At 69.9% G+C, this 26,520-nt stretch carries 26 protein-coding genes and 1 riboswitch; of the genes, 7 read left to right on the top strand and 19 right to left on the bottom strand.

The window, feature by feature from the left end; translation table 11 throughout:
• Window positions 1–4 precede the first annotated feature (4 nt).
• From AB1046_RS16835 to AB1046_RS16815, 5 genes are read right to left on the bottom strand one after another with little or no spacing between them, the layout of a single operon-like run.
• Window positions 5–1,351, bottom strand: coding sequence for a M15 family metallopeptidase (locus AB1046_RS16835; RefSeq protein WP_369370444.1), 1,347 nt, complete (start codon window positions 1,349–1,351; stop codon window positions 5–7).
• A 33-nt stretch (window positions 1,352–1,384) separates the two neighbouring features.
• Entirely contained in the window at window positions 1,385–2,008 is a 624-nt protein-coding gene (locus tag AB1046_RS16830; RefSeq protein ID WP_369370443.1) for a DinB family protein, read from the bottom strand.
• Window positions 2,009–2,049: 41 nt separating this feature from the next.
• Window positions 2,050–2,796 carry a DUF2306 domain-containing protein gene (locus tag AB1046_RS16825; protein WP_369370442.1) on the bottom strand — a complete coding sequence of 249 codons (747 nt, stop codon included), beginning with the start codon at window positions 2,794–2,796 and terminating at the stop codon, window positions 2,050–2,052.
• A gap of 46 nt (window positions 2,797–2,842) precedes the next feature.
• Complete coding sequence (locus AB1046_RS16820; RefSeq protein WP_369370441.1) at window positions 2,843–3,610, bottom strand: ABC transporter permease; 768 nt, start codon at window positions 3,608–3,610, stop codon at window positions 2,843–2,845.
• Complete coding sequence (locus AB1046_RS16815; protein ID WP_369370440.1) at window positions 3,607–4,584, bottom strand: ATP-binding cassette domain-containing protein; 978 nt, start codon at window positions 4,582–4,584, stop codon at window positions 3,607–3,609. Before AB1046_RS16815 ends, AB1046_RS16820 begins: the two co-directional genes overlap by 4 nt.
• Window positions 4,585–4,706: 122 nt before the next feature.
• Between AB1046_RS16815 and AB1046_RS16810 the strand changes: the two genes are divergently transcribed.
• Window positions 4,707–5,573 carry a TetR/AcrR family transcriptional regulator gene (locus tag AB1046_RS16810; protein ID WP_369370439.1) on the top strand — a complete coding sequence of 289 codons (867 nt, stop codon included), beginning with the start codon at window positions 4,707–4,709 and terminating at the stop codon, window positions 5,571–5,573.
• Window positions 5,574–5,726: 153 nt separating this feature from the next.
• A complete protein-coding gene (locus AB1046_RS16805; protein WP_369375747.1) occupies window positions 5,727–6,332 on the top strand; it encodes a DNA-3-methyladenine glycosylase I in 606 nt (201 codons plus the stop codon).
• Window positions 6,333–6,335: 3 nt separating this feature from the next.
• Here the strand turns inward: AB1046_RS16805 and AB1046_RS16800 are convergent, their stop codons facing one another.
• Both AB1046_RS16800 and AB1046_RS16795 read right to left on the bottom strand, forming a co-directional pair.
• Window positions 6,336–7,208, bottom strand: a complete 873-nt coding sequence (locus AB1046_RS16800; protein WP_369370438.1) for an LLM class F420-dependent oxidoreductase — start codon at window positions 7,206–7,208, stop codon at window positions 6,336–6,338.
• A 30-nt stretch (window positions 7,209–7,238) separates the two neighbouring features.
• Window positions 7,239–7,838 carry a TetR family transcriptional regulator gene (locus AB1046_RS16795; protein ID WP_369370437.1) on the bottom strand — a complete coding sequence of 200 codons (600 nt, stop codon included), beginning with the start codon at window positions 7,836–7,838 and terminating at the stop codon, window positions 7,239–7,241.
• 149 nt (window positions 7,839–7,987) lie between these two features.
• Here AB1046_RS16795 and AB1046_RS16790 point away from each other — a divergent pair, with 149 nt between their 5' ends.
• Window positions 7,988–9,253, top strand: coding sequence for an NYN domain-containing protein (locus AB1046_RS16790; protein WP_369370436.1), 1,266 nt, complete (start codon window positions 7,988–7,990; stop codon window positions 9,251–9,253).
• 175 nt (window positions 9,254–9,428) lie between these two features.
• Here the strand turns inward: AB1046_RS16790 and AB1046_RS16785 are convergent, their stop codons facing one another.
• Genes AB1046_RS16785 through AB1046_RS16770 form a run of 4 tightly spaced genes read right to left on the bottom strand, consistent with a single transcriptional unit; the run spans window position 9,429 to window position 13,819 of the window.
• Complete coding sequence (locus AB1046_RS16785; protein ID WP_369370435.1) at window positions 9,429–10,502, bottom strand: App1 family protein; 1,074 nt, start codon at window positions 10,500–10,502, stop codon at window positions 9,429–9,431.
• Window positions 10,503–10,519: 17 nt separating this feature from the next.
• Window positions 10,520–11,431 carry a carbohydrate ABC transporter permease gene (locus tag AB1046_RS16780; RefSeq protein WP_369370434.1) on the bottom strand — a complete coding sequence of 304 codons (912 nt, stop codon included), beginning with the start codon at window positions 11,429–11,431 and terminating at the stop codon, window positions 10,520–10,522.
• Window position 11,432: 1 nt separating this feature from the next.
• The gene (locus tag AB1046_RS16775) at window positions 11,433–12,401 is read right to left on the bottom strand and encodes a carbohydrate ABC transporter permease (protein ID WP_369370433.1); all 969 of its coding nucleotides are present in this window, start codon (window positions 12,399–12,401) and stop codon (window positions 11,433–11,435) included.
• Between the two features lie 14 nt (window positions 12,402–12,415).
• Window positions 12,416–13,819, bottom strand: a complete 1,404-nt coding sequence (locus AB1046_RS16770) for an extracellular solute-binding protein (protein WP_369370432.1) — start codon at window positions 13,817–13,819, stop codon at window positions 12,416–12,418.
• Between the two features lie 100 nt (window positions 13,820–13,919).
• On the opposite strand from AB1046_RS16770, the gene AB1046_RS16765 reads away from it, so the two are divergent.
• The 4 genes from AB1046_RS16765 to AB1046_RS16750 all read left to right on the top strand — a co-directional run bounded on the left by AB1046_RS16765 (window position 13,920) and on the right by AB1046_RS16750 (window position 18,317).
• Window positions 13,920–14,957 carry a LacI family DNA-binding transcriptional regulator gene (locus tag AB1046_RS16765; RefSeq protein ID WP_369370431.1) on the top strand — a complete coding sequence of 346 codons (1,038 nt, stop codon included), beginning with the start codon at window positions 13,920–13,922 and terminating at the stop codon, window positions 14,955–14,957.
• A 152-nt stretch (window positions 14,958–15,109) separates the two neighbouring features.
• On the top strand, window positions 15,110–16,984 hold the full coding sequence (locus AB1046_RS16760) for a glycoside hydrolase family 2 protein (protein ID WP_369370430.1): 1,875 nt from the start codon (window positions 15,110–15,112) through the stop codon (window positions 16,982–16,984).
• A 146-nt stretch (window positions 16,985–17,130) separates the two neighbouring features.
• On the top strand, window positions 17,131–17,775 hold the full coding sequence (locus tag AB1046_RS16755) for a lysophospholipid acyltransferase family protein (protein WP_369370429.1): 645 nt from the start codon (window positions 17,131–17,133) through the stop codon (window positions 17,773–17,775).
• Complete coding sequence (locus AB1046_RS16750; RefSeq protein ID WP_369370428.1) at window positions 17,772–18,317, top strand: hypothetical protein; 546 nt, start codon at window positions 17,772–17,774, stop codon at window positions 18,315–18,317. Before AB1046_RS16755 ends, AB1046_RS16750 begins: the two co-directional genes overlap by 4 nt.
• A 21-nt stretch (window positions 18,318–18,338) precedes the next feature.
• On the opposite strand, the gene AB1046_RS16745 is transcribed toward AB1046_RS16750, so the two are convergent.
• From AB1046_RS16745 to AB1046_RS16710, 8 genes are all read right to left on the bottom strand, one after another.
• Window positions 18,339–19,532, bottom strand: coding sequence for an N-acetylmuramoyl-L-alanine amidase (locus tag AB1046_RS16745; RefSeq protein ID WP_369370427.1), 1,194 nt, complete (start codon window positions 19,530–19,532; stop codon window positions 18,339–18,341).
• Between the two features lie 125 nt (window positions 19,533–19,657).
• Window positions 19,658–20,602, bottom strand: coding sequence for a methylenetetrahydrofolate reductase (locus AB1046_RS16740; RefSeq protein WP_369370426.1), 945 nt, complete (start codon window positions 20,600–20,602; stop codon window positions 19,658–19,660).
• Window positions 20,603–20,606: 4 nt separating this feature from the next.
• A riboswitch (SAM riboswitch) is annotated at window positions 20,607–20,722 on the bottom strand.
• Window positions 20,723–20,803: 81 nt separating this feature from the next.
• Entirely contained in the window at window positions 20,804–21,727 is a 924-nt protein-coding gene (locus AB1046_RS16735) for a carbohydrate ABC transporter permease (protein WP_369370425.1), read from the bottom strand.
• Window positions 21,727–22,602, bottom strand: coding sequence for a carbohydrate ABC transporter permease (locus AB1046_RS16730; RefSeq protein ID WP_369370424.1), 876 nt, complete (start codon window positions 22,600–22,602; stop codon window positions 21,727–21,729). The genes AB1046_RS16735 and AB1046_RS16730 overlap by 1 nt, the downstream gene beginning before the upstream one ends.
• 74 nt (window positions 22,603–22,676) lie before the next feature.
• A complete protein-coding gene (locus tag AB1046_RS16725; RefSeq protein ID WP_369370423.1) occupies window positions 22,677–23,927 on the bottom strand; it encodes an extracellular solute-binding protein in 1,251 nt (416 codons plus the stop codon).
• Window positions 23,928–24,180: 253 nt separating this feature from the next.
• On the bottom strand, window positions 24,181–25,038 hold the full coding sequence (locus AB1046_RS16720) for a hypothetical protein (protein WP_369370422.1): 858 nt from the start codon (window positions 25,036–25,038) through the stop codon (window positions 24,181–24,183).
• 218 nt (window positions 25,039–25,256) lie between these two features.
• A complete protein-coding gene (locus AB1046_RS16715) occupies window positions 25,257–26,108 on the bottom strand; it encodes a hypothetical protein (protein ID WP_369370421.1) in 852 nt (283 codons plus the stop codon).
• 178 nt (window positions 26,109–26,286) lie between these two features.
• The gene (locus AB1046_RS16710) at window positions 26,287–26,505 is read right to left on the bottom strand and encodes a hypothetical protein (protein ID WP_369370420.1); all 219 of its coding nucleotides are present in this window, start codon (window positions 26,503–26,505) and stop codon (window positions 26,287–26,289) included.
• Window positions 26,506–26,520 lie beyond the last annotated feature (15 nt).

The following is a 26,520-nucleotide window of genomic DNA, read 5'->3' as shown; positions in this document are numbered from 1 at the left end:
CGGATCACCTCGTGTACTCGAAGTGCCACGACTCCTCTCGGCCGCCGCCTTGCCGCGCCCATTCCGGATGCTCCCAGCCGAACTCCGGCCCGTTGGCCGCCAGCCACTCGAACTCGGGCTGACCGAAGCGGAAGCCGTCGTCCACCGGCACGTCCACCGCCACCGCCAGGCCGTGGTTCGAGGTACCGGGCGCGGCGGCCTGGCCGCTGCCGAACTCGTCGAGCGCCTGGAGCTGCCAGTCGTAGGGCCGGTAGCCGTAATCGATGCGCAACGGCTTGCCGAACTCCGCCTCGAACCGCGTGCCGAGCTCGCCCCAGGCCTCGGCCGCATCGCACCGCAGGTACTGGTCCTGCCCTTCCGGCCCGACGCCGACGTCGCACAGGTCGTCCTGTACGAGCCGGCCGTTGGAGCCGTCCGCGACGGTCGCGCGGACTTCCCAGGCAGCCGCCTCGATCGCTGCGCGGGCCGCCTCGCGCCGCTGGCCGAGCGCCTTCACGGAGTTCAGGTTGCTCCTGTTCACACCGACCGCGAGCTCGGCCTGGCCCGTGGCGCGATGCGTCGAGAGGGTCTCGCGGACGGCGGCAGGAGCACCGGCGTCGGCGGACCAGTCGAGGGTGTACTGCGAGTCGCGCACGGAGATCTCGAGCTGCGCCGTGACCGCGATCAGGGTCGCCCGTGCCGTCTGCAGCTGGGCGGCCGCCCTCCTCGCCTCCTCGGCCTCGGCGGCCGCCCTGGCCTGCGCGGCCTCGCGTTCCTCGGTCCACTGCCGGTACGAGGTCAGGACGTCCTCGGTCGCCGTCGCGAGCGTCGTCGAGGTAGTGCGCATGGTGCTCGCCCACTCGGTCGCCTCGGCCTCCAGGCCATCGAAGTCCTCGGGAGCCTCCAGCCCGTCGGCACCGGCCTCAGGGACCGGCGGCGGTTGCAGGTCACCGAGCTCCTGCGCCGCGGCGACGTGTCCGGCCAGCTCGGCGCGGACGGCGTCATCGGCCACCTTGCCCTCCGAGTCCGCAAGGGCCTGCTCCGCTGCAGCGATCTGCTCGGCCAGGCCCTCCTGGTCCGCGCGTCCCTCATCAACTGCCCGCACGACGTCGGCCCGGGCGTCCGTCAGTTGCTCTTGCTCGCGCTCGTTGCCGACGATGACAAGCGCGAACACGATGGTGCCGACCAGCGCCACCGCCGCCGCGATCAGGAACACGACCAGCGGGCGCATGGAACCGCGGTCCCGCGTCAACCCGGGGTCTGACCGGCCTTCCGCCAGGGACGCTTCGGGCTGCGCCGGAGCCGGCGCGTCCGCCGAGGGCGGCTCGTGCGGCGACCCGGAGGATGTGGACGGCTCCACGTTGAGGGGCATGGCCCGCAGTTTGGCGAATCTCGGACGTCGACGCTAGTCGTCCGCTCCTTCGGCGAGATTCTTGAGCTTGTCGAGGTACGCAGCCGCTTCGCCCGCCTGCCAGTCGGGGATGTTGGTGTTGTCCCCGCTGAGGCCGACGGACTGGTCGGTGAGCTCGCGCAGGATGTCGGCGTGGCCTGCGTGCCGGGCGACCTCGTCGGTCACGTGCACGAGGAGCCGGAACAGTGTGACGTCGCGGGACTCCCACCACGGGACCTGCCCCACCGTGTCCAGAGGCAGCGAGTCGATGGTCTCGTCGCAGAACGCCCAGGCCCGCCGGTAGAGGTCCACGACGGAGGCGACGGACTCGTCGGCAGTCGCGTACCAGTCCGCCTGCGGGTCCTCGTCCAGGCGCTCGTCGGAGACGAGCTCCTCCGGGTTGGGCCACTCCCGACCGAAGCACCGCCCGAGGTAGCCGATCTCGACGTTGGCACAGTGCTTGACGATGCCCAGCAGGTTGTTGCCCGAGGGCACCAGGGGCCAGCGCGCCTGCTTCTCCGTGAGGCCCTCGAGCTTCCACACGAGGGCCTCACGCGTCTCGGTCAGGTACTTCTTCAGGATCTGCTTCTGCTCGATCTCTGCCGGATTGCCGATCACGCCGTCGGTCGTCTGTGCCATGGGGACAGTCTGTCCCCCGCTACTGACACACACCGCCGGGTTCACGCAGTCGCGGCACGGACCTTCCTGGTCCTGGCGGCCCCGTCCCTCGGCCTCGGGTACTTGTGGATCCACCACTCGGCGATCAGCAGGTTCACCACCCAGGACACCCAGGCCGACGCGGCGGCAGCCGACATCGCATCGGGGGACGACGCCATGTCCCCGTCGAACGACGGCACGAAGGTCAGTACCAGCAGCACCCCCCAGAACCGGTTGGCCACGATCGAGAAGGCCAGGGCGACGCTCCGGAGCATCCACTGGCGGTGGTCCACGAAGCGGCGTTGCCGCACGGCGCGATACCCGAGCACCGTGAAGACCACCAGCAGCACCGCGAGGAGCGAGTTCGCGATTCGCTGGCTCGGCCCCTCGCTCGGGAACTGTGCGGTGACCAGGGCGGCGAGCCCGGTCGGGATCGCCGCCGCAACAAACACCCGGCCGCTCCACCGGTGGACCCGCAGGTGGTTGGCCCGCAGCCACGGCCAGAGCTGGAGCACCGCCGCGCACAGCATCACCGAACCGGTGAAGATGTGCGTGACCAGGGCGGGGTAGTAGGCGGGCGGGCGGCCACTGATGTCCCCCGCGGGGATCTGCGCCTGGGACGGGTCCAGCCCGACGTAGTGGGGCAAAGCCGTCGCCAGGAAGATCGCCGTGATGATCGCGAGCGGCGCGATCCAGGGGCGGCGCCACCACCTGACCTTCTTGGGCGAGCGCGCGGGCGTCTCAGTGGTGGTTGTCGTGTCGGTAGCCATGTCTTACCTGCTTTCGCCGGGCCGGACGGGAGGGTTTGGGGACGGGTCAGCGCCGGGCACGGAAGGCCAGGCCGGCGGCCACCGCGAAGAGCAGCCCGAGCCCCAGGCACCAGGTGATCGCGAGCATCGCGACACCGGCCGGGTCCGCGACCGTCGAGCCGCCACCCGCGAGGAGCCCGCGCACGGTCTCGATCACCGGCGTCACCGGCTGGTGCTCCGCGAACCCGCGCAGCCAGCTCGGCAGCGTCTCGACGGGTACAAAGGCGCTCGAGATGTAGGGCAGGAACATCACGAAGAAGGAGAACCCGCCGGCGGCGTCGGGCGAACGGACCAGCACGCCAACGAAGGCGGCGAGCCACGTGATCCACCCGACGAAGAGCAGGATCATCCCCACGGCAGCGAGCCACTCCAAAGGGGAGGCCTGGGGCCGGAACCCGAGCAGGATCGACACTCCGAACACGATCGCCGTGGTGGCCAGGTTCTTCACCAGGCTCGCCACCACGTGCCCGGACAGCACGGCCTGGGCGTTCATCGGCATCGACCGCAGCCGCTCGACCATGCCGCTCGACATGTCGTGCTCCACCGCGAGCGCCGTGTTCGCGGCGCCGAAGCCGGCCGCCAGCAGGATCACTCCCGGGGTCACGTAGTTGATGTACTCGGTGCCGATGTCGACGGCCCCGCCGAACACGAGCACAAACATCAGCAGGATCACTACGGGTAGGACCACCGCGGTGATCATCGAGTCCACGTCGCGCGAGACGAGGCGCAGGCCGCGAGTGGTCATGGTCGACACGTCGCTCAGCAGGTGGGTCATGCCGCCACCTCCGTCGGTCGAGCCGGACGGTCGTGCCCGACGTGCCCGGCGTGCCCGGTCAGGGTGAGGAAGACGTCGTCGAGGCTGGGCGCCTTGACCTCCCAGTGCTCTGGTTCCGCTCCCGCTGCCTCGACCGTCGCGAGGACGGTGCGCACGTGCGCGACCGAGCCGTCGGTGGGTACCCGGACCCGCGCGCCGTCGGTGGTGGCGGACACGAGCGCCAGGGCGACCCGGGCGGCGGCGGACCCGGAGGAGAAGGTGAGCTCGACGCCTGCCTCACCCACCTCGCGCTTGAGCCGGGCGGGTGTGTCGTCGGCGACGATACGGCCGCCGTCGACGAGCGCGACCCGGTCCGCGAGCCGGTCGGCCTCCTCCAGGTACTGGGTGGTCAGCAGGACGCTGGTGCCGTCGGAGACCACCTCTCGGACGACGTCCCACAGCGCCTGTCGCGACCGGGGGTCGAGGCCCGTGGTGGGCTCGTCGAGGAACATGACCCGGGGCCGGGTCAGCAGGCCGGCGGCGAGGTCGAGCCGCCGTCGCATGCCACCCGAGTACGCCGCGACGCGCTTGCTCGCGGCGTCGGCCAGGTCGAACGCGTCGAGCAGCTCCGCCACACGGTCCCGCACCACGCGGCGCGGGAGGTGGGCGAGGCGGCCCATCATGGTGAGGTTCTCGGCCCCCGTCTGCTTGTCGTCGACGGCGACCTGCTGGCCGGTGAGGCTGATGACCTCGCGGACCTGGCGCGCCTCACGGACGACGTCGAAGCCGGCCACCGTGGCGCGGCCCGCATCGGGCCGCAGCAGCGTGGACAGGATGCGGACCGTGGTGGTCTTGCCCGCACCGTTGGGACCGAGCAGTGCGAGCACCGCTCCCTCTTCGAGCTCCAGGTCGAGCCCGTCCAGCACCGGCGGGCTCGCCGAGCCGCGCCTTGCGAAGGACTTGTGCAGGCCTTCTGCCGTGACGATCGCAGTCATGATCTCCCTCTCCTGATCGCTTACTGTGTATGTCGTACTCGTTTTAGTGTGGGGCGTAAACAGTATGGGGTCAAGAGAGTTTCGGATCGGAACCTGTCACGAATCGGGGGAGGATGGAGCTGATGAGCACCGACAGCACGCGTGACCACGCCGAGTCACCGCAGAGCCCACCCGCGGCGGGTGAGCTGCCCGCCGCCGTGCTGCGCATGTGGGGGGCCGAGGCGCCGCGGCGACGCGGGCCCAAACCGGCCCTCTCCACCGCGCAGATCGTGCAGGCGGCGACCGACCTGGCCGACGCCGAAGGCATCGCCGCCGTCTCGATGGCCCGAATCGCGGAGGCCGTCGGATACACCCCGATGGCCCTGTACCGGCACGTGTCCGGCAAGGAGGAGCTCCTGGTCCTGATGTCGGACGCCGTGGCGCGCTTCCTGCCCGACCTGCCCGCCGACATCGGCTGGCGCGCCGGCCTCGAGGCCTGGACGCGGCTCCAGATCGACTGGGTCCTTGCCCGGCCGTGGATCCTGGAACTGCCGCTGTCCGCCGTGGCGCCGGGGCCGAACCGGGTGCGCTGGATGGACCAGGCGTTCGGGGTCCTGAGCCAGGTCGATCTACCTGCCGACGAGAAGCTCGCCATCGTCGGCCTGCTGGCGCAGCACGTCCTGGGCGAGGCCCGCGTGCAGGCCGAGACCCGGCGCGCGGCGGCACAGACGGTGCGGCGCACCGCCGGGCTGCCCGACAGCACGCCCGAGTCGGAGCTTGACCCCGCCGCGATCGAGGCGGCCAACCCTTGGGCCGACTTCGAGACGGTCCTCACCCAGTACTCCGACCCGACGTCCTACCCGCACCTGTTCGGGGCGTTCGCGACGTGGTCGGGCCCGATGGAGAGCACCCCTGTCGAGGACGAGATCGCCTTCGGGATCACTGTTGTGCTCGACGGTATCGAGGCCTACCTCAAGCGCCGCGGCGCGATCCCCGACACCGGGTCTTGAGCCCCTCGGGACCGCGGCGCAGCGGTTCTGGCGTAACCACAGGCAGCGGTCTTCGGACGTTGTACACAGGGGGCTGGCGGGAGCGCGCCGTGTGTCAGTGGTGTACGTCAGAGTGGTGCCGTGACCAGTGATCCCAGGACAGACAGCACGGCGATGACGACGGAAGCGGGCGCGGGCCCGCGCTGCTTCGGCGACGGCGACCCGCTCTACGAGGCGTACCACGACGACGAGTGGGGCGTGCCCGTGCACGGTGAGCAGGCCCTGCTGGAACGCATCGCCCTGGAGGGCTTCCAGTCCGGGCTGTCCTGGATCACCGTGCTGCGCAAGCGCCCGGCGTTCCGCGAGGTCTTCGCCGGCTTCGACCCGGAGAGCGTCGCGGCCTTCGGGTCCGACGACGTCGAGCGGCTGCTCACCGACTCCCGGATCATCCGTAACCGCATGAAGATCGAGGCCACCATCGACAACGCGCGGGCAGTGGTGGCGCTGCATGACTCCGGGCGCACGCTCGACGAGCTGTTCTGGTCCTTCGCCCCCGCCCCCACCACCCGCGAGCGGCCGGCTACCTTCGCGGACGTGCCGGGCTGGACCGCCGAGTCGAAGGCCATGAGCAAGGCGATGAAAAAGCTGGGGTTCCGGTTCATCGGCCCCACCACGGCCTACGCGGCCATGCAGGCGTGCGGCCTGGTGGACGACCACCTCGCCACCTGCCCGGTGGTGCTCCGGCGCGAGCGGGCGGGCGGTCCGGGTGCGACCACCTGAGCGTCACAGCTCGGCGCAGGGCTCCACCGCCGGGACGACGGCGTCGCGCACCCACTCGGCGAGCGATGTGGCCGGCGGCCGCAGGATCACCGTGTCCACCCCGTGCTGCGCGAACCCGCGCATCTCCTGGACGAAGCTCGCGGTGTCACCCGGCCCGATCGGTGTCCCCCGGTGCAGCATCGTCACGCGGATCTCGGCGGGGTCGCGGCCGACGTCGTCGCAGTGCCGGTGCAGCACGTCCAGGAGGTGGCGGAGCCGCTCGGGGGTCTCGGCGAACAGGTTGCACGCGTCCGCGTACTGCGCCACGAGCCGGAGGGTCTTCTTCTCCCCGGACCCGCCGATCATGATCTCCGGCCGGGACAGCGGGAGCGGCGAGCACAGCGTCTCGGCGAGCTGGTAGTGCGTGCCCTCGAACGGGCCGTTGTTGTCCGGGTCGTACATCTGGCGCGCGATCCGGACCGTCTCCTCCAGCATCTCGAAGCGCTCCTTGACGCTTGGGAACGGCACCCCGAGCGCCGCATGCTCCTTGTCGTACCAGGCAGCCCCGATGCCATAGGTCGCACGCCCGCCCGAGAGCACGTCGAGCGAAGCCACGATCTTCGCCAGCAGCCCGGGGTAGCGGTAGGTCACACCGGTGACCAGCGCACCGAGCTGGACCTTCTCGGTCACGCCGGCGAGGTAGCCCAGGGTCGTGTAGGCCTCCAGCATCGGGTCGGACGCCGGGAAACCCTGGTGCTCCATCTGGAAGTAGTGGTCCATCACGGAGACCCACGAGACACCGCCGTCATCCGCGTACCGGGCGGCGTCCGCCAGCTCGGTCCGCATCCGGACGGGTTCCATCGAGTCGAAACGCATGAGGTGGGTGCCGATTCGCATGCCTCGATCCTCCTCCGCCGGGCCGCGGCGTCAACCGCGAGGGCGCCCGATGACGCAGGAGACGAGCCAGGTGATCGAGCAAGCGGTCTCGCACGGGGTCGCCGATGGCTGCATGACGTGGCTCATCGAGGTGCGCACCACGATGTCGATGACCGCCGTGATCTGCTCCGGCGTCAGGTCGATCTCGTACTGGTCCGCGCGGTCCTGCACCACCACCTTGACGGTTCCCAGCAGGGACTCCGAGTGGGTGGTGAGCAGGGGAAGCAGCTCGGTGTCCGCACCGTGCGTGGCGGAGATGATGGCGCGCAGCAGCGCGTTGCCCTGGGCGAACTCCAGCGTGTTCTCGACGGCGGCGTGCACACCGGACAGCAGGTCGTCGGGGTGGCTGTCGAAGCCCTCGACGATCTTGAAGATGAACTTGGCCGACTCCGTGAGCACCATCGCCTCGGCGAGCGCCTCGCGACTGCCGACCGCGTTGTAGACGGTCTGCCGGCTCACGCCCGCCTCGGTCGCCAGGCGACCCATCGTCACCTTCGACCAGCCATCGGCACAGGTCAGGCGCGCGGCAGCAGCGATGATCCGATTCCGGCTGGAGATCGGATCGTCGTACCCGGAGGTCGCCTCGGCCATCTAGCGATTCTAGGCAATGGGTGAACTTTTGCGGGGTCCGGCACGGCCCGGCATCACACATTTCACCCTTTTGATATTCCCCTGTGCGGAGTGTCGCCTCGGAGCGCCCTCGAACCCCCACCACCTGGAAACCCCATAGAGTGGCGAGCATGGACCAAGAAGAACGTCTTGCTGTATTCATCGACTACGAGAACCTGGCGCTCGGCGCCCGGGAACACCTGGGCGGGATGCAGTTCGACTTCGGCCCGATCGCCGATGCCCTCGCAGTGCGCGGCCGCGTCGTCGCACGCCGCGCCTACGCGGACTGGTCGTACTTCGACGAGGACCGGCGCATGCTCACCCGGCACCAGGTCGAGCTGATCGAGATGACCCAGCGGATGGGCGCCTCCCGCAAGAACGCCGCCGACATCAAGATGGTGGTCGACGCCATCGAGATGGCCTTCGAGCGCGACTACATCTCCACGTTCGTCATGTGCACGGGCGACAGCGACTTCTCCCCGCTCGTCCACAAGCTGCGCGAGCTGAACAAGCGCGTGATCGGCGTCGGCGTCGAGAAGTCGACGTCGCGCCTGCTGCCCGCCGCCTGCGACGAGTTCCTCTTCTACGACCGCCTCGAGGGCGTCGAGGTGCCCGACGAGGACCAGGGTGCCCCCGCCCCGAAGCGCGGCTCCCGGTCCCGCAAGGCCGGCACGACGACGGAGCGCGCCACCGCGCAGAAGGCCCCCGCCACATCGCGCCGCACCAAGGCCGCGGAGGCGGTGGCGGTGGCCGAGGCCGTCGCCGAGGCGACGGCGCCCGAGGTCCCGATCGAGACCGAGCCCGAGGCCAGGCCCGCGACCCGACGCCGCAAGAAGGCGGAGCCTGCACCGGCCCTCGTCGAGACCACGACGGCGCCCGAGGCCGAGATCGACGCGAGCGAGCAGGAGGAAGAGACTTCGGCGTCGAGCGATGCGCCCATGGAGGTGCGCGTGGCGCAGACTCTCGCCGACCTGCAGTCCTCCACGAGCGGCGCCGTGACGGCGTCCGCCCTCAAGCGGACGCTGCTGCGCAAGGACGCGACGTTCAGCGAGTCGGACTACGGGTTCCGCACGTTCGGCGAGTTCCTGCGGTTCCTCGCGGACCGCGGGTTCGTGGAGCTGGCGACAGGCCCGTCGGCAGGCGACCCCGAGGTGTCGCTGCCGGAGCAGGGCGACACGTCCGCCGCGTTCGGGCTGCTGCGGACGGTCGTCCAGGAGTCGAACGGCTCGGCCGCCCTGTCCGGCCTGAAGAACGCCGTACGCAAGAAGCGCCCCGACTTCTCGGAGAAGGCCCTCGGCTTCCGCGGGTTCCTCCAGTTCGCGAAGGCGGCAGAGGCCGCCGGCGCCGTCGCCCTGGCCTGGGACGACGACGCCGACGACTACCTGGTCACCGCCTGAGCCGGAGGTGCAACGCAGGGTGCGGGCCGAGGAACGAGGCACGCGCCCGAAGCGGAACCGCAGGCTAAGGCGGTGACAGCAGAGCCTGAGCCGGAGGTGCAGCGCAGGGTGCGGGCCGAGGAACGAGGCACGCGCCCGAAGCGGAACCGCAGGCTCAGGGGCAGACAAGCACCGCTTAGTTCAGTACCTCCGGCGCGACAGCCGCGAGCCGGCGGCTGAGCTCGTCCCCGTCCCGGCCGGTGACGATCGGCACCCGGGAGATGTCGTTGGGGCCCTCCGTCGTGACACCGGAGCTGGGCACGTTCCCGGCGAGCACCTGCTGCCCGCCGGTGAGCCGCCGGATCCCCACGGCCCGCACCTGGTCGGGGCGGCGGCGCACGGCCTGCTCGTAGATCTCGACGTCGTGCTGGCCGTCGTCGCCGAACAGCACCCACTGCATGTGCGGGAACCATGTCATCAGGAGCTCGAGGCTCGCCTTCTTGTGCGCGGGGCCGCTGCGGAACCACCCGGTCAGGGTCGGGCCCCAGTCGGTGAGGAGCAGCGGGCCCTGCGGGTAGTCGTGGCGCGCGAGGAACCCGCGCAGCGTGCCCGCTGTGTTCCAGGCCCCGGTCGACAGGTAGAAGAAGGGGGCCTCTGGGTGCGCCCGCCGCAGGTCCCGGTACAGCTCGGGCATGCCCGGCACTGCCCGCCGCGCACTGGAGTGCCGCACGAACGTGTTCCACGCGGCGAGCAGCGGGCGCGGCACCGAAGTGACCATCGTCGTGTCGTCGATGTCGCTGACGACGCCGAGCCGCGTGCGCTCGTCGAGCACCAGGAGCGAGGCGTCGGCCTCGAACGGTTCCGACTCGTCGGGGCAGGACATGAAGACCGGCTGCCAGCCGGTGGGCAGCGGGGCCCCGGTCGGGAGCTCGACGTCGACATAGCCGGCGCGGTCGCTCGTCACGAGGGAGGTGTGCCCACCCACCCGGAGCTGCACGGGGCAGTGGGGCGCCGGCACGGTGAGAAAGTGGCGGAACCCGCGTCGGCCGGCGCGGAGCTCCGCGCGGTCCGGTGTCGCGTGGTGCCGGGGCGAGAGGAGCACCCGCGCGAGCACCCGTACCTTGTCCGGCGTGCCGTACCCGGTGTAGGTCTCGATGCGGGGTCGCCAGCCGGCGCGGGTGAGCACCCAGCCCGCCGCGGCGTAGAGGTAGTCCTCCACCACCGCGGCGAGATGCGGACGCTGCGAAGAGTGCGGGGTCGGAATGGCCACCCGCTGATTGTGGACTACTACTGCCCACCCATGCCGGTGGTAGCGACACCCTGCACGATGCGCCGCTGGAACAGCATGAACACCAGCAGCAGCGGCAACGCCGCGATCATGGCGGAGGCCATGTTCTGCGCGTACTGCACCCCGTAGGCGTTCTTCACTGTCGACAGGCCCACGGGCAGCGTCATGAACTGCGGGTCGGTCGTCACGATGAACGGCCACAGGAAGTTGTTCCACGCGCCGATGAACACAAAGATCGCCACGGCCACGAGGATCGATCGCGACAGCGGCAGCACTATCGTCCAGAACAGCCGCCACGATCCTGCGCCGTCGATCCGCGCGGCATCAAGCAGCTCCTGCGGGATCGCGTCGAAGAACCGCTTGAGGATGAACACCATCACGGGCGCCACGATCTGCGGCAGCACGATGCCCGCGAACGTGTCCACGAGGCCGAGCGCCTGCATCTGCCGGAACAGCGGCACGATGAGGATCTGCCCGGGCATCATGATGGCTGCGATGGTGAGCCACTGGAGCAGGCCCCGGCCCTTGAACAGGGTCTGCGAGAACGCGAACGCGGCCATCGCGGAGATCAGCACGGTCAGGATCGTGACCAGCACGGCCACGACGAGGCTGTTCCACATCCAGATCAGCAGGTCGCTGTTGCTGAGCACCTGCTGATAGGCGTCGAGCGTCCAGCCCATCGAGGGCCACCACGACGCGGGCAGCGCGGCCTCGGCCTCATGCTTGAAGCTTGTGATCGCACCCCACACCACGGGAAGCAACCACAGCGCCGCGAGCACAACGAGGGCCGTCAGGGTGGCGGCGCGCACCCATCGCGAAGGTCCGATGGTCAGCTTGGTGAGGGCCCGGTTCTCGGCCCGGGTCTGCAGCGCCCTCGCCCGGCGGACGGCGACCAGCTCGGCAACGGACACGTCAGGCCTCCTTCCTGGTCGGCATGAGCCGCACCAGCGTGAACACGAGGATCAGGGCGAAGAACACGTATGAGATCGCGGAGGCGTAGCCGAGCCGGTAGTTCGTGAAACCGATGTCGTAGACGTACTCGAGGATCGGCCGGGTGCTCCCGTTCGGCCCGCCCTTCGTCAGCAGGTAGATCTGGTCGAACACCTTGAGCGACGCAAGCAGCTGCAGCACGACGATGACGCCGGTGATGGTCTTCAACTGCGGCAGGGTGATCGAGAACAGCCGCCGCCAGCCGCCCGCGCCGTCTATCGTCGCCGCCTCGTACTGCTGGGCCGGGATGCCCTGCAGCGCAGCGAGGTAGAGCAGGAAGTTGAACCCGACGGTCCACCACACGGTAACCAGGGCGATGGAGAACATCGCCACGTTCTCGTCGGTGATCCACCCCACCGGACCGAGGCCTAGGGCCGCAAGCCAGGTGTCGAGCAGGCCGATGTCGGGCTGGAACAGCCAGGCACTCAGCCCGGACACGACGGCGCTGGTCAGCAGGTACGGAGCGAAGAACGACATGCGCCACACCCACTGGCCCGGTAGGCCGGTGTGCACGAGCAAGGCCATGACGAGGGCCACCACCACGAGCGGCACGGTGCTCAGGATCGTGAACCAGACCGTGTGCCACAGCGTCTGCCAGACCTGGGGGTCGCTGAACGCCTCGGCGTAGTTGGCGAAGCCGATGAACTCGCTGCCGGTGCCGGTGAGGCTCTGGTTCGTGAAGCTCATCCACAGGCCGGAGATCGTCGGCCACACCAGGAAGAGCCCGGTGGCGATGGCGAACGGCGCGACGAACAGGTAGCCGGACCGGTCCCGTTCACGCAGGGACTTGCCGGCAGTGCCGGCTCGGGTGCCGGGCCGGCTCGTGGCGGCCGACCGGGCCGCCGGAGCCTGGCCGGGGGGCGCGGTGACGCCGGTGTTCGAGACAGTCATCGTCGTCCTCTCGATCAGGCGGGGTTGGGCTGGGAGAGGAACCGGTCCATCTCGCTCAGCATGCGGGTGACGGCCGTGCGTGGCGGAGCCTCGCCGGCCAGGGTGTCCGTCATGGCGTCGCCCATGCGCGTCTGGAAGTCGCTGCCGCCGCCCGTGAACCAGGCGTCGGGGTCGAAGACCGCGATCTCGGCGGCGGGTGCGTAGTCGCGCTGCGGGACGAGCTCCTGGTACGCGGGCTCCTCGACGACGGGCTGGTAGGCCGGGATGTGCCCGGCCGAGGCCCAGGTGAGGCCCTCCTTGAGGAGACCCGCGAGCACCCGGTACGTCGCCTCGCGCTGGGCGGGGTCGGGGTGTGCCTGCCGGGGCAGCACGAACGAGTGCGAGTCGGCGTAGTTCGCCGGGGTGCCGAAGATCGCCGGGAACTGCGTGGCCCCGACGTCGGGCAGCGCCTCGCGGAACATCGGCAGGTCCCACTCGCCGGCGAACATCGTGCCGGTGCGCGCCGTCATGAAGCGGCCGGCCGCGGCGTTCCCGTCCTGGTTCTTCGCCGCGACTGTGCCGTCGACCATCTCCTGGAGAAATTCGAAGACCTCGGTCGCGGCCTCGATGTCGAGGTCGGCCGGACGGCCCGGCGTGAGCTCATAGCCGCCGCCGTTCTGGGAGTAGAGGCCCCAGAACATGCGCCAGCACCCGGCGGTGTCGCGCTGGTAGCCCCAGCCGACCCCGGTCTCGCCCGTGACCTCGGCCATCGCCCGCCCGGCGGCGAGGAAACGGTCGGCGCCCGCGACGGCGTCCAGGTCCAGCTTGCCGTCCGGCCCGGCCAGGCTCGCATCCTGCACGATCACAGGGTTGTGGAACATGATGTACGGGTGCGTGTCGAGCGGCAGCGCGTAGAGCTGCCCGTCGAACTGGGCCTTCTGCCACACCGCCGGCGCGAAGTCGGCCTCGGTGACCTCGAGCGCGGCGAGCGCGTCCAGGTCGAACGGTTCGAGGAGCCCGCCCGGCGCGTACCCGGCCAGCCGGGACACGTGCATGACGGCGGCCTCCGGCGGGCGCCCGCCGGACGACGTCATGGCCAGCTTGGTGTAGTAAGGCGCCCCCCACTCAAGCGTCGTGGAGTCGACGGCGATATCCGGGTTCGCCGCTGCTACCGCGCCCACCATCTCCTGCATGAGCGCGCCGTCGCCGCCGGAGAAGAGGTCCCAGATCATGACCGGGGTCTTGCCCGAGCTCGCGGCGCCCGGCGCGGCGCAGCCGGCGAGCGTCCCGCCCAGTGCGATCCCGCCGGCGCCCGCGAGGGCCGCCTGGAGCAGAGCACGGCGGCTCAGCCCTCCGGCACTCTCCGCGCGACTGCGGATTCTCGACCCGGACCCGGGGCTTCCTTGCCCCGTGGCACCGCGTCCTCGTAGCAGGGTCATCGTCGACCTCCCATGGTGCAACGTTGCGCTCCAACGTTGGATCACGATGGACTAGGGTGGGCGTCCCGTCAAGGGGCCACGGTGCGGAAGGAAGTGAAAGTTGTCCGAACGAGCGGGCCGGCGCGTCGGCATCAAGGAGGTCGCCGCTGCGGCGGGCGTCTCCTGGAAGACCGTCTCCAACGTCGTCAACGACACGGGCCGGGTCGGCGAAGCAACCCGGGAACGGGTGGAGGCGGTGATCGCCGAGCTGGGCTACCGGCCCAACCTCGCCGGCCGCCAGCTGCGACGCGGCCGCACCAACACGCTCGCCCTGGCCGTGCCGTGGGTGCACGCCCCGTACTTCTCGGTGCTCGCCCACGAGGTGATCGACGCCGGGAGCGCCCGCGGGTACCGCGTCCTCATCGAGGAGACACGGTCCTCGCGCGACATCGAGCTCGAGGTGGCCCGCGGTTTCGACGTCCAGGCGATCGACGGCATCATCTTCTCCCCGCTGGAGCTGGCTCCGGCGGAGATCGATGCGGTCCGCGGCACGGTACCCCTGGTGCTGCTCGGCGAGCGTGCGGACCCGGACCAGAGCAGGGAGCGGCGCACGGATCACGTGAGCATCGACAACGTCAGCGCCGCGGCGCAGGTCACCACGCATCTGCTGGAGACCGGGCGGCGCAGGCTGGCGTTCCTCGGTGCCGAACCGCGCGGCGCCGGCCGCACCGGCGCCCAGCGGGTCCAGGGATTCCTCGACGCCCACGCCGCGGCGGGCCTCGACGTGGACGAGCGCTGGGTGCTGCAGGTCGCCCAGTTCTCGCGGCCCGCGGGCGCCGCGGCGGTGGAGTCGGTGCTACCGAGGATCGACCAGATCGACGGCCTGGTCTGCGCCAACGACGAGCTTGCGCTGGGCGCGCTGCACGCGCTGCGCCTCAACGGGGTGCGGGTTCCCGCCGACCTCGCCGTGACGGGCTGGGACAACATCGAGGACGGCAGGTTCTCGAACCCCTCGCTGACCACCGTGGCACCCGACCTGCGCGCGATCGCCGAGACGGCGGTGGACCGGATCATCACGCAGCTGGCGGACCCCGCCGTCGAGCCGGTCGACGCGCTCGTGCCGCACCGGCTGCTGGCCCGGGAGAGCAGCCGCTCCTGAACTCCGGCAGCGCTCCGACGGCTGCCCCAGCGGCGGCCCCGACGGCTCCCGCCGCGGCTCAGCGCAGAGCCGATGACTGATACAACGTTGCATAGCGAGCGGAAGCCGTGTTGAATCACCGCGCACCTGTCGTAGACGCAACGGAGCAGCTGATGACCTTCCTCGACCGCTTCTCGCCAACCGGGACGCCCAGCGCGGCAGCCGTCCCGCGGCCCGAGTACCCCCGTCCCCAGATGGTCCGGGACCGCTGGCTCAACCTGAACGGCACCTGGCAGTTCGAGATCGACCCGGGTGACTCCGGGCTCGAGCGCGGCGTCGCGGAGCGGCCGCTCACCGGCGAGATCGTCGTGCCGTTCGCACCCGAGTCGCAGCTCTCCGGCGTCGAGAACACCGACTTCCTCGAGGCCGTCTGGTACCGCCGTGAGGTCACGGTCCCCGCCGAGTGGTCCGCTGTCGGCGACGACCCCCACGTGCTCCTGCACTTCGGGGCGGTGGACCACGACACGACCGTCTGGGTGGACGGGACGGAGGTCGTGCGGCACCGCGGCGGGTTCACCCCGTTCTCGGCCGACCTGCACGGGATCGCGATCCCGGGGGAGACGGTGACCGTCGTCGTGCGGGCGCGGGACACCCGGCACGAGCCGCAGGCTCGCGGCAAGCAGAGCAACCGCTACGCGAACTTCGAGTGCAACTACACGCGCACCACGGGCATCTGGCAGACCGTCTGGCTGGAGCCCGTGCCCGCCGTGCACCTGCGGCGCCCGCGGATCACGCCCGACCTGTCGAGCGCCGCATTCGACGTGGTGGTGCCGCTGTCCGCGAACCGGCGCGGCCACACGGTCGCCGTCACCATCACGGACGCCGACGGCGAGTTCGCGACCGCCACGGCGCGCGCCGACCTCGACCTGGCGCCCGCGCTGCGCGTCGTCGTCCCGGCGGACCGGGTTCGCACCTGGGGACCGGGCGACCCGCACCTGTACGGCGTCGACATCGAGCTGCGGGACGCCGAGGGCACCGTCGTCGACTCGCTGCGCTCCTACGCGGGCCTGCGGTCCGTGTCGATCGACGGCAAGGCGATCCGGATCAACGGCGAGCCGGTCTTCCAGCGGCTCGTCCTGGACCAGGGGTACTGGCCCGAGTCGCTCATGACGGCGCCGTCGGACGACGCGCTCGCGCGCGACATCGAGCTCGGCCTCGCCGCCGGGTTCAACGGCGCGCGCCTGCACCAGAAGGTCTTCGAAGAGCGCTACCTGTTCCACGCGGACCGGCTCGGCTACCTGGTGTGGGGCGAGTTCGGCGACTGGGGCGTCAGCGGCTACGGCACACCTGCGGACGGCCAGCGGCCCACCACCTCGTACGTCGCCGAGTGGCTGGAGGCCCTGCAGCGGGACCACAACCACCCGTCGATCATCGGCTGGTGCCCGCTCAACGAGACGCACCAGGACCTGCACGACCGCATCACGCAGCTGGACGACGTCACCCGCGGCATGTGGCTCGCGACCAAGGTGGCCGACCCCTCGCGCCCCGTGCTGGACACCAGCGGCTACTCGCACCGCGTGCCCGAGACGGACGTCTGGGACTCGCACCTGTACGAGCAGGACCCCGCGAAGTTCTCCGAGCTGGTCGGCGGCCTCGCCGAGGGGAAGCCCTACGGGAACGAGCGGGACAACGGCACGCCGATATCGCAGCCGTACAACGGGCAGCCCTACTTTGTCAGCGAGTACGGCGGCATCTGGTGGAACCCGGAGGCCGCCGCGACCGCCTCGGGCAGCTCGCCCGACTCGTGGGGCTACGGCCAGCGCGTCGCCGACGAGGAGGAGTTCCACACGCGGTTTGCGGGCCTCACCGACGCGCTCCTCGACGACCCGCTGATGTTCGGCTACTGCTACACGCAGCTCACTGACGTGTTCCAGGAGGAGAACGGTGTCTACCGGTTCGACCGCAGCGAGAAGCTCGACGTCGACCGCGTCCGCGCCGTGCAGGTGCGGCTCGCCGCCTTCGAGAAGGGCGACGGCACGGCGCCCTGACCAGCACAGCACTCCGGTCAGACGTACAGGTCACCCGCGTGACCTGTACGTCTGAAACATGGTCGACATCTTGCAGTTCTCTTTAGTCTTTTCACCCCGCGCATCACCCAGTCCACAGGGTCGCTTGAGGGGTGCACAATAGGCCGGTGACGTACCGGTTCCTCAAGCTCATCCTCTCGCTCCTCGTGCTCGTGCTTCTGCGCCCGCGCGTCACTGGCCTGCAGAACATCCCGAGGCGCGGCGCCGTGATCCTGGCGAGCAACCACCTGTCGTTCATCGACTCGCTGCTCATCCCGATCATGGCCCCGCGGCACGTCGCGTTCCTGGCCAAGGCCGAGTACTGGACCGGCAAGGGCATCAAGGGTCGGCTGTCGCGCTGGTTCTTCACCAAGATGGGCGACATCCCGGTGCAGCGGGACGACCCGCGCGCCGGGCAGCGCTCCCTGGAGGACGCCCTCGCGGTGCTGCAGCGCGGCGGCGCGTTCGGCATCTACCCCGAGGGCACCCGCTCACGGGACGGCAAGCTGCACAAGGGCCACACCGGCGTCGCGTGGCTCGCCCTGACCGGCAAGGCTCCCGTGGTCCCGGTGGCGCTGCTCGGGACCGACAAGGTGAAGCCCATCGGCAAGATGCCGCGGTTCGCCCGGGTCGAGCTGCACTTCGGGGTGCCGATCGACCCGTCCCGCCAGATCGCGGCCGGCACCAAGCCGGCCCAGGCGCGACGCGAGCTGACCGAACAGGTCATGCAGTCCATCCAGGCGATGAGCGGCCAGGAGCGCGCGGACACGTGAGCGCCGTCGGCTTCGGTGCGGCCAGGACGTTCGGCCTCGGCGGGCGCGGACCTTGGCTCGCTCTTGTCGCAGGTCTCGTAGTGCTGGGTGGGATCGAAGTGCTGGTGCTGCATCTGATCGCCGGCGCACTGCTGCCCGTGCCCGTTGCGCTGGCCGTCGACCTCGTCGCCGGGGTGCTCACGGCAGCCCTGCTGGTCGCGTTCGTCTCGCCGCTGTGGTCACGGCACCGCGTGGCCGGCGGGGTGGTCCGGTTCCGGTTCGGCTGGGTGGGAGCGGTGGACGTGCCGCTCGCCGACGTCGCCTCGGCCGCGGTGCACCGGCCGACGACGACAAAACCCTTGGAGCTGGGCGTCGGGTTCGACGAGACCACGGGACGGACCTCGCTCGTGCGGTCGACGGCGTCGCCGGCCGTCCTGGTCGAGCTGTCGCGCCCGGTCGAGGGACGGGTACAGGTGTGGCGGAGGGTTCGGACGTCGTCGGTGCTCGTCGGCGTCGCTTCGCCCGAAGACCTGCTCCAGGCACTCACCGCTCCGCAGTCCTGACCCGTCACCCCGACGGGTGGGTCACAGCCGCGTGATCCGGATCGCGTCCGCCACGACGTATGCGGTGCCCTGCGTCCAGCGGCTGACCGCCACGACCGTGCGGGTACCCGCCGTCATGGCATAGGTGCCGAGCGAGAGCCAGGCACCACCACCCGTGGACTGGTCAACCCGGATAGTCGACGAGCCGGTCCCGGTGTAGACGATGAACGGCGTCGACGTGTTGTAGCCGGCGATCCCGGGGAACCACGCCTCCACCCGGTACGAACCGTTGGACGGGATGGTCGCCGAGAACGTCGCCAGGTCGCTGACCTCGGCCGGCGTCGCGTACCGGTAGTTGGCGCCGTACCGCTCGGCCGAGAACGCCGACGTCAGCCAGGAGCCGCCTGCCGCGAAGCCCGCCGACGTGTTGTCCACGATGACCGACCAGGTCGAGCCGGACAGGGCCGCCGCCACCTCGGACCGCAGCTGCGGCAGCATCGAGTACAGGACGTCGCCCGGGCAGGCCGTGGCCGTGTAGTCGCGGTGCCCGTAGATCTGCGTCGGCGCGATCCCGTACTGGTCGCAGATGTAGGCGCACAGCTCCACCAGCCGGCTCCAGAGCTGCGCGGGCGGCGTGGCGCTCGTGTAGGTGCCCTGGTTCTCGATCCCGATGGCCTGGCTGTTCTGGCCGGGGGCGTGCGCGCCGACTACCGTGCCGCTGCCGTTCTGCAGCCGGGACAGCGAGCCGTGCCGTCCCTCCATGACGTACCCGCCACGGCTCAGCGTCAGGTGCTGACCGGTGTCTACCCAGCCGTTGGCGAAGTGCCACTGCTGGATGTCGCGGGCGATCTGATAACCGGCGGCCTGCGAGTAGTCGGTGACGTTGGCCGACGCCGTGTGGTGGATCAGGATCTTGTTCGGGTTGGCCGCGACGGGTTCGATGGTGCCGCGGGCCGCCGCTGCGCCCCAGGTGGCGCAGCTCGCGATGGTCGGCGTGACGACCTCGACCCCGGCCAGCGCGCCCGGCGGGGCGTCGGCGGGTGCCTCGGGCTCGGGGGCCAGGGACGGCGAGGCGGCGGGGTCGGCACCGAGAGGTGTCGCGACAGCGGGCGCCGCGATCGTCGCGCCCGCGGCACCGATGCCGAGGACGACGGCGCCGCGCAGCAGCTCGCGCCGCCCGAGAGATGCGTGGCTGTGTTCAGTGTGGTCGGTGGGGCTGTGATCGTGATCGTGCACGGTGGTGCCTCCACGGTTCGGTCGCTGGGGGTAGGGGCCGATTTCATCCGTAGTATCGGCCGACCGTGCATCCGACCGATACATCACATCAGGGATATACCCTGCAGGCGATGTCCAGCCAGCACTCAGCGGGGACGGGAGACGGTCAGGCCCGCGCGCTCCAGGAGGTCCAGGGCCGGGCGGTGCTTGTTGAACGTGTACACGTGCACGCCGGGCGCACCGGCTTCGAGCACCTCGCGCGCGAGCTCGGCGGAGTACCCGATGCCGTGCTCGTGCTGGGCCTCGGGGTCGACGGCGCCGTCGGGCGCGGTGAGCCGGTCGAGGTCCCGCAGCAGGTCGGCGGGTGCGGCCACCCCGGTGAGCTCCTCGACCCGGCGCAGCCGGCGCGCCTCCGTGGTGGGCAGGATCCCGGCGAGGATCGGGATGGTCACGCCCGCCGACCGGGCCTCCTCGACGAACCTCGTGTACGACTGCGCCCGGTAGAAGAACTGCGTGATCGCGAAGCTCGCCCCGGCCTCCTGCTTCTCCAGCAGCCGCCGGATCTCCTGCTCCCGCGTGGTGCCGGCCCCGGGATTACCGTCCACGAACGTCGCGACGGCGATGGTGAGCGGGCGGGCGGCGGAGCGCAGGGCTGTGCTGGCATCCGCGGCGCAGCGTCGTTCGTCCACCTGCCGCAGCAGCCGGACCAGGTCGATGCTGGAGTGCACGTCGTCGTCCGTGGGGCGCCAGTGGGGCTCGTCGCGCGGCGGGTCACCCCGCAGGGCGAGGAACGACCGGACGCCGGCCTCGAGGAACTCGTCGATCACCTCGGACACGTCCTCGCGGGACGCGCCCACGCAGGTCAGGTGGGCAACCGGCAGCACGGGCGTACCCCGCAGCAGCGTAGCGAGCACCTCGCGCGACGTCGCCCGGTCGCCCCCGGCCGCCCCGTACGTGACGGAGACGAAGTCCGGCCGCGCGGCCACGAGCCGCTGCGCCGTCTCCCAGAAGTTCGGCGCGGCGTCGGGCCGACGCGGTGGCATCAGCTCGAACGACACCGTGGGGCGGTGCGGGTGTATCTCGGCGACCATGGCTGCTCCATCGAACCTGGCGTGAGCACCTTACGTCCTCACGCCACGGCCACGTGGCAGGAAGTCGGCAGGTTGCTGCGGTGTCACGGAGCCAGGACTCTCGACCGCTCTGGATGGGATCGCCACCATGCTATGCGATTGTCCAGCACTGGGACAGATTCCGTCCGCTCGGCGAGACGACCCCAACCAGGTCCGCGCCGCCTACTTCACCGAACCCGCGACGAGGCCGCCCACCAGCCGCTTCTCGATCAGCATGAACAGGATCACCACGGGCACGATCGCCACGATGGACACCCCGAACACGTAGTGCCACGAGGTCTCGTACTGCCCCACGAACTTGGTCAGCGCCACGGACAGCGGCTGGTTGCCCGCCGTCGTCAGCAGCACCAGCGACGCCGCGAACTCGTTCCAGGACGCGACGAACGTGAACACGACAGCCGTCACGATCCCGGGCCACACGAGCGGCAGGTTGATCTTGGTCAGGACGGTGAACGTGCCGGCGCCATCGATCTGCGCGGCCTCGTCGATCTCCTTCGGGATGCTCGCGAAGAAGCTGTGCATGATCCAGACCGCGAACGACAGGTTGAACGCCGCGTTGACCAGGATCATCGCGCCCCACGTGTCGAGGAGCCCGAGGGCGATGAACTGGCGGAACAGGCCCGACGTCAGCACCGCCGGCTGCAGCATCTGGGTCACGATCACGAGGAACAGGAACACGAGCCGACCGGGGAACCGGAACCGCGCCGTGTAGTACGCGGCAGGCAGCGCCACGGCGAGCACGAGCAACGTGGCGCACAGCGAGATCACCAGGGTGGAGATCAGGTTCTGCAGGAGCGGCGTCTCAGGCGTGGACCACATCGTGACGTAGTTCTCCCAGTGCCACTCCGTGGGGAAGTAGGTGGGGTCTACGGACCTGATCTCCGCCTTCGTCTTCACCGAGCCGAAGAACATGATCAGGTACGGCAGCATGAACACGACCAGCACCACGAGGCCGGCGAACATGCGCAGCAGCAGGGACCCGAGCGGCACCTGGTCTTCCGTGTACTTTCGCACGCGCGGCCGGTTGTCCGACGGCGGCTGGGTCGCCTTGCGCGGCGCGGTCGCCGATGCGGTGGTCGCGGTCATCAGACCTCCTCCAGAGGGCGGACGACCCGCACGTAGATGGCGACGATCCCGATGACCACCAGGAACGCGATGACAGACAGCGCACTGGCCAGGTCGATCTGCCGCTGGTTCTGCATGTACTTGAAGATCATGGTCATGATCGTGTCGGCGTCATACCCGGGGATGGACCCCGTCATGACGCGCAGGATCGGCAGCGAGTTGAACACGTTGATGATGTTGATCAGCACCGCCACCGACACCGCGCCCCGCAGCTGCGGCAGCACCACGCTGAAGTAGGTACGCAGGCCCCCGGCGCCGTCGATGCGCGCGGCCTCGACGGTCTCGCCGGGGACCGTCTGCAGCCCGGCCAGGATCGTGTACGTGGTGAACGGCAGCGACACGAACACGGCGACCACGATGGCCCACGCGAACGCGGTCTCGGGGTGCCGGGTCCAGCCGTAGCCCTCTGGTGTATCGATCAGGCCGATGTCCACGAGGAACGAGTTGATGATGCCGAAGTACGGCTCCAGGCCGTAGTGGACCACCAGCGTCGTCATGACCACGCTGGCGGCCCACGGCACGATCACGGCCATGCGCACGATGCGGCGTCCCGGGAACGCCTTGTTCAGCAGCGCCGCGAGCGCGAGCGAGCCGACCAGGGTGAGGCCCACGACCACGACCACCCAGATGACGGTCCGTCCGAGGATCGGCCAGAAGTACTGGAAGCCGATCACCGCCGCGAAGTTCGCGAGGCCTACGCCCCCGTCGTCCACGCCGCTCTGACTGATGTCGCGGGTCGAGTTCCAGAACATCACGCCTACCGGGAACAGGACCACGGCCGCAATGAGTGCGACCGCGGGCCCGATCCACGGCAAGGCCTTCAACAGGTCCTTCACCGGGTTCCTCGTGCTTTCGGTTCAGCGTCGGATGTGGTCGACGCGGGCTTGCTTGTAGCGGTCAGCGCCGGGCGTCAGCCCGCGTCGACCTGTGCCTGGATCTCGGTGAGCACGTCCTGCGCCGTCCGGTCGCTGTCGAGCTGGCCGAAGAGCGCCTTGAACGCGGAGTCCGCCGCCTGCCAGTCCGGGTTGGTGCTGGGGTAGAACTCCGCGTCGGGCAGCACGTCGAGGAACGGGGCGAGCGCCTCGTCGTCGGCCAGCTGCTCGGAACCCGACAGGGTGGTGGGCAGGAAGCCCTCGCCCTGGACCCACGGGACGTACACGTCGGCGGTGTAGAGGTAGTCGAAGAAGGCCGTGATGGCCTCCTGCTTGTCACCGTCGTTCTGGAACGCCATGAGGTGGTCGGCCACACCCAGCGTGAACGGGCTGCCGTCCTCGGTGGGGATGGGGTGGATCGAGTACTCGAGGTCCGGGTTGTCGGACGCGATCTGGCCCACGCTCGGCGGCAGGCCAACCTGCATGCCGATCTGGCCCTGGACGAAGATGTCGAACAGCGGGCTGCGGTCGGTCGCACCGGCGTCGGCCTGCGTGGCGCCCGCGTCGATCATCGTCTTGATGAACTCGGCACCCGGCAGGTTCTCCGGGGTGTCGATGGTGATGGCGTCGGAGTCACCGAAGGTACCGCCGCCGCCCCACAGCCACACGGCCGCCTCGGCCTGCGCCTCCTCGGAACCGAGCGGCATGCCGTAGCCGGCCACCCCGTCACCGAGCTCGGAGACCAGCGTGGCGGACTCGAGCAGCTCGTCCCACGTGGTGGGGACCTCGGCGCCGGCCTCTTCGAGGAGCGCGTCGTTGACGAACAGCGCACGGGCCGACGCGATCCACGGCAGGCCGTAGGTCGTGTCACCCACCGCTGCGTTCTCCAGGAACGTCGGCTGGAAGTCGGCGTAGGTCTCGTCAGAGGTGACGTCCTCGACCGGGTACAGCAGCTCGTCCTCGGCGAAGCCGGCGAAGGGACCGCCGTTGTAGATGTCCGGGGCCTCGCCACCCTGGATCTGGGTGGCGATGACGGACTCGAGGTTGTCCCACGACTCGACCTGCAGGTTCACGGTGATGTCCGGGTTTGCTTCCTCGAACCCGGCGATCACGTCCTCCCACAGGCCCTGGGTGGAGTCGGAGTAGGCGGGGACGAGCAGGTCGAGAGTGGTTGCGCCACCCTCCGCGCCGTCGTCCGACGGGGACCCGCCGAACCCGCAGGCCGTCAGGCCGGTCGTCGTGGCGAGCGTGATCGCGAGGATCCCGCCGAGCCTCTTGTACTGCGCCATTGCTACTCCTTGGTCTTGTCGTGCTCGTTCGTGGTGCAGGTCACGTTTTCACTTGGCCCTTAATCTGTCAATGGTTCTAACAAACCTGTGACATACGGGTGACACGGTGGTCTAGAACGGTCCGCCAAGCCAGTGGAGAAGCCAAAAGGGAGGACCGCAGCCTGTGGCTGCGGCCCTCCTTGGGTATGTCTTCGGTAGTCATCCGGGCCGACGGCGAAGCCCCGCTCGGGGTGTGACCGCCGGCCGGCTGTGGTCAGCAGCCGCAGCCGCCAGGAACGCCCTGCGCGATCCACTCAACGGCGTCGGTGTTGGTGGAGGTCCCCGGGTAGGTGACCTTCCAGTACCCCTTGCGCGACTCGACGACCGTCGAGATCTTGCCGTCGGACCCGATCTTCAGGTCCCGCACGAAGGTGGCCTTCTTCTCCCCGTACGCACCGTCGGGGTCGAACGAGAGGATCGCGGCGCCCGAACGGATGCGCACCTCCGACGGGGAGCCGTCGTCAGCGACCTCCCTCGCGAGCACGATCGCGTTGATCCGCGCGGGACGGCCGTCGGTCTTCTGTGTCGAGATGGTTCCCTCGATCCAGGCGTTGCGCCGGAACTGCACCCGGTTGGCCTCGTTCACGTCGATGAGGTGCCGCACGCGGGTGCCGTCGGGCTTGAGCACCACCGTGAAGATCTCGACGCCCGCACGGTAGGTGCCCGGGTCGATCGTCCCGCTGAAGTGGATGGACCCGCGGGTCAGCATGCCGGTGCTGGTGGGCTTCAGCTCGATGGTGCGCTTGCGCACCGGCTCACGGTCGATCTTCTGGACCGTGACCACGGCTTCCGCGCCCAGCAGGGTCCCACCGGACGCCTTCAGGGCGACGGAGTACCCGAACCTGGCAGAGGAGGAGTCGTCCGAATCTGTGTCGATCGTGGAGCCCGAGGCGAACATCGACGTGGTGACCGTCGTGCCCTGGCGCGTGTGGACGTCGACAACCGGCAGCGACGATGCTGCCTGAGCTGCCGGAGCGACGACCAGGCCGCCGCCGAGGAGCGTCGTGGCCGTGGCGACCGCCACGAGACCCCGGCGGAAGAGAGAAGTGCGAGAAATGCTGTGGAGTGACATCGGAGTGTTCCTGTCTGTTCGAGGATGCCCGCCCGACCCGAGCACCTCGCTCGCCGTCGGCCTTACACCACCAAGTACGAGCTGGAGCAGCAGAAGGTTGGGGGTGAAGACCGCGAGCTGCGGGTGAAGACGAAGGAGGGCCGCAGCCCATGGCTGCGGCCCTCCTCGGACATGTGGTTCGGAGCCGACGACGGAGCTCGCCGCGGGCCAGGTTCGGATCAGCAGCCACAGCCGCCAGGAACGCCCTGCCCGATCCAGGCCACGGAGTCGGCGAAACGAGACGTCCCCGGGTAGGTGACCTTCCAGTAGCCCTTGCGGGACTCGACGACCGTCGAGATCCGACCGTCGACGATCTTCAGGTCACGCACGAAGACGGCCTTCTTGTCGCCGTACACGCCGTCAGGGTCGAACGAGAGGATCGCGGCACCCGAGCGGATCCGCAGCCAGGAGACGGAGCCGTCGTCGGCGACCCGCAGCACACGCGCGTTGGCGTTGATCCGCGCGGGACGGCCGTCGGTCTTCTGCGTCGAGATGGTCCCCTCGGTGATGGTGGCACGCCGGATCTGCACCGTCTTGGCGTTGTCCACGTCGATCAGGTGCCGGACCCTGGTGCCGTCGGGCTTGAGCACCACCGTGAACACCTCGACGCCCACGCGGTACGTCCCGGGGTCGATGGTCCCGTCGAAACGGAGAGTCCCCCGGCTCTGGAACCCGGTGGCGCTGCGCTCCATCTCGATCGTGCGCTTGCGGACCGTCTCACGGTCGATCTTCTGGACCGTGACCTCGGCCTCCGCGCCCAGCATGGTGCCGCCGGATGCCTTCAGCGCGACGGAGTACTTGACGTTGGCAGGGTTGAGGTCCGGCCCGTCGGCGTGGATCGAGCTGCCCCAGGCGAACATCGACGTGGTGACCGTCGTGCCTTGACGCGTGTGGACATCAACGACCGGCAGCGGCTGTGCTGCCTGCGCCGGGGCGGCTGCCAGGCCGGCAGCGAGGAGCGTCGTGGCGGTGGCGACCGCTACCAGGCCACGGCGGAAGAGAGAGGTGCGAGAAATGGTGTGGAGCGACATCGGAGTGTTCCCGTCTTTGAAGGATGCCCGTCCCGACGCGAGCACATCGCTCGCTGCCGGGCCTTACACCGCTCAATACGAGCCAGGTCCGAAGAAGGTTGGGGGTGAAGAAACGAGCGCGGACGCACGAGAGCGCCTGTCCGGTCGGGACCGGACAGGCGCTCTTGGTCTGCGGGGGCTACCGCTCGGTGGCGCCGATCATCGGCAGGCCGAACGAGAGCCCGACGAGGGCGATGCCACCGACGAACACAAACGGCGACGACGCCGCCTCGCCGAGAGAGCCGATGGCCATCAGCGCAAACCCACCCAGGAACAGTGCGAAGCACCCGAGCACACGGACCAGCAGGGTCGCCGTGGGCTCCTGCTTCTGCTTGCGGGCCACCTTGAAATCGCTCATGGAGCAAATCTACCG

This window comes from Promicromonospora sp. Populi (assembly GCF_041081105.1).
Lineage (GTDB): Bacteria > Actinomycetota > Actinomycetes > Actinomycetales > Cellulomonadaceae > Promicromonospora.
Note: the sequence above shows the minus strand (reverse complement) of the source record. Positions and strands in the feature narration are given on the sequence as shown.

What these genes read in the sequence shown, in the direction of transcription:
- AB1046_RS16835 (WP_369370444.1), bottom strand. Translation starts at nt 1,351, where the DNA reads ATGCCCCTCAACGTGGAGCCGTCCACATCCTCCGGGTCGCCGCACGAG.
- AB1046_RS16830 (WP_369370443.1), bottom strand. Translation starts at nt 2,008, where the DNA reads ATGGCACAGACGACCGACGGCGTGATCGGCAATCCGGCAGAGATCGAG.
- AB1046_RS16825 (WP_369370442.1), bottom strand. Translation starts at nt 2,796, where the DNA reads ATGGCTACCGACACGACAACCACCACTGAGACGCCCGCGCGCTCGCCC.
- AB1046_RS16820 (WP_369370441.1), bottom strand. Translation starts at nt 3,610, where the DNA reads ATGACCCACCTGCTGAGCGACGTGTCGACCATGACCACTCGCGGCCTG.
- AB1046_RS16815 (WP_369370440.1), bottom strand. Translation starts at nt 4,584, where the DNA reads ATGACTGCGATCGTCACGGCAGAAGGCCTGCACAAGTCCTTCGCAAGG.
- AB1046_RS16810 (WP_369370439.1), top strand. Translation starts at nt 4,707, where the DNA reads ATGAGCACCGACAGCACGCGTGACCACGCCGAGTCACCGCAGAGCCCA.
- AB1046_RS16805 (WP_369375747.1), top strand. Translation starts at nt 5,727, where the DNA reads ATGACGACGGAAGCGGGCGCGGGCCCGCGCTGCTTCGGCGACGGCGAC.
- AB1046_RS16800 (WP_369370438.1), bottom strand. Translation starts at nt 7,208, where the DNA reads ATGCGAATCGGCACCCACCTCATGCGTTTCGACTCGATGGAACCCGTC.
- AB1046_RS16795 (WP_369370437.1), bottom strand. Translation starts at nt 7,838, where the DNA reads ATGGCCGAGGCGACCTCCGGGTACGACGATCCGATCTCCAGCCGGAAT.
- AB1046_RS16790 (WP_369370436.1), top strand. Translation starts at nt 7,988, where the DNA reads ATGGACCAAGAAGAACGTCTTGCTGTATTCATCGACTACGAGAACCTG.
- AB1046_RS16775 (WP_369370433.1), bottom strand. Translation starts at nt 12,401, where the DNA reads ATGACTGTCTCGAACACCGGCGTCACCGCGCCCCCCGGCCAGGCTCCG.
- AB1046_RS16770 (WP_369370432.1), bottom strand. Translation starts at nt 13,819, where the DNA reads ATGACCCTGCTACGAGGACGCGGTGCCACGGGGCAAGGAAGCCCCGGG.
- AB1046_RS16760 (WP_369370430.1), top strand. Translation starts at nt 15,110, where the DNA reads ATGACCTTCCTCGACCGCTTCTCGCCAACCGGGACGCCCAGCGCGGCA.
- AB1046_RS16740 (WP_369370426.1), bottom strand. Translation starts at nt 20,602, where the DNA reads ATGGTCGCCGAGATACACCCGCACCGCCCCACGGTGTCGTTCGAGCTG.
- AB1046_RS16735 (WP_369370425.1), bottom strand. Translation starts at nt 21,727, where the DNA reads ATGACCGCGACCACCGCATCGGCGACCGCGCCGCGCAAGGCGACCCAG.
- AB1046_RS16725 (WP_369370423.1), bottom strand. Translation starts at nt 23,927, where the DNA reads ATGGCGCAGTACAAGAGGCTCGGCGGGATCCTCGCGATCACGCTCGCC.
- AB1046_RS16720 (WP_369370422.1), bottom strand. Translation starts at nt 25,038, where the DNA reads ATGTCACTCCACAGCATTTCTCGCACTTCTCTCTTCCGCCGGGGTCTC.
- AB1046_RS16715 (WP_369370421.1), bottom strand. Translation starts at nt 26,108, where the DNA reads ATGTCGCTCCACACCATTTCTCGCACCTCTCTCTTCCGCCGTGGCCTG.
- AB1046_RS16710 (WP_369370420.1), bottom strand. Translation starts at nt 26,505, where the DNA reads ATGAGCGATTTCAAGGTGGCCCGCAAGCAGAAGCAGGAGCCCACGGCG.